We start from the raw sequence: 232 nt of genomic DNA, 5'->3' as shown, positions 1-232 counted from the left end.
CCGACGACGGCACCGCCAGCGCGAGCGTCGCGAGCCACGGCGATGCGAAGCGCGGATGGATCGTCGAGAACGCGCGGTTGCAGGTGCGCGACCAGAGCGCATGCCGGCCGCTGCTGTACAGCAGGCGCCCCATCGTGATCACGATCGCGATGATCGCATTGAACACCGACAGGAAGATCCCGCCGCTGACCACCCGCGATACCACCGGATTGCTCAGCGAACGCACGACATA

At 66.4% G+C, this 232-nt stretch carries 1 pseudogene; it reads right to left on the bottom strand.

Annotated elements, in window-relative coordinates:
• A pseudogene (locus R2R70_RS23445) lies at positions 1 to 232 on the bottom strand (APC family permease); the annotation flags it as partial.

Source organism: Cobetia sp. SIMBA_158 (assembly GCF_046566945.1).
In the GTDB taxonomy this organism is placed as follows: Bacteria; Pseudomonadota; Gammaproteobacteria; order Pseudomonadales; family Halomonadaceae; genus Cobetia; species Cobetia amphilecti.
The sequence above is the reverse complement of the archived record's forward strand: the minus strand, read 5'-3'. Positions and strand labels throughout refer to the sequence as shown.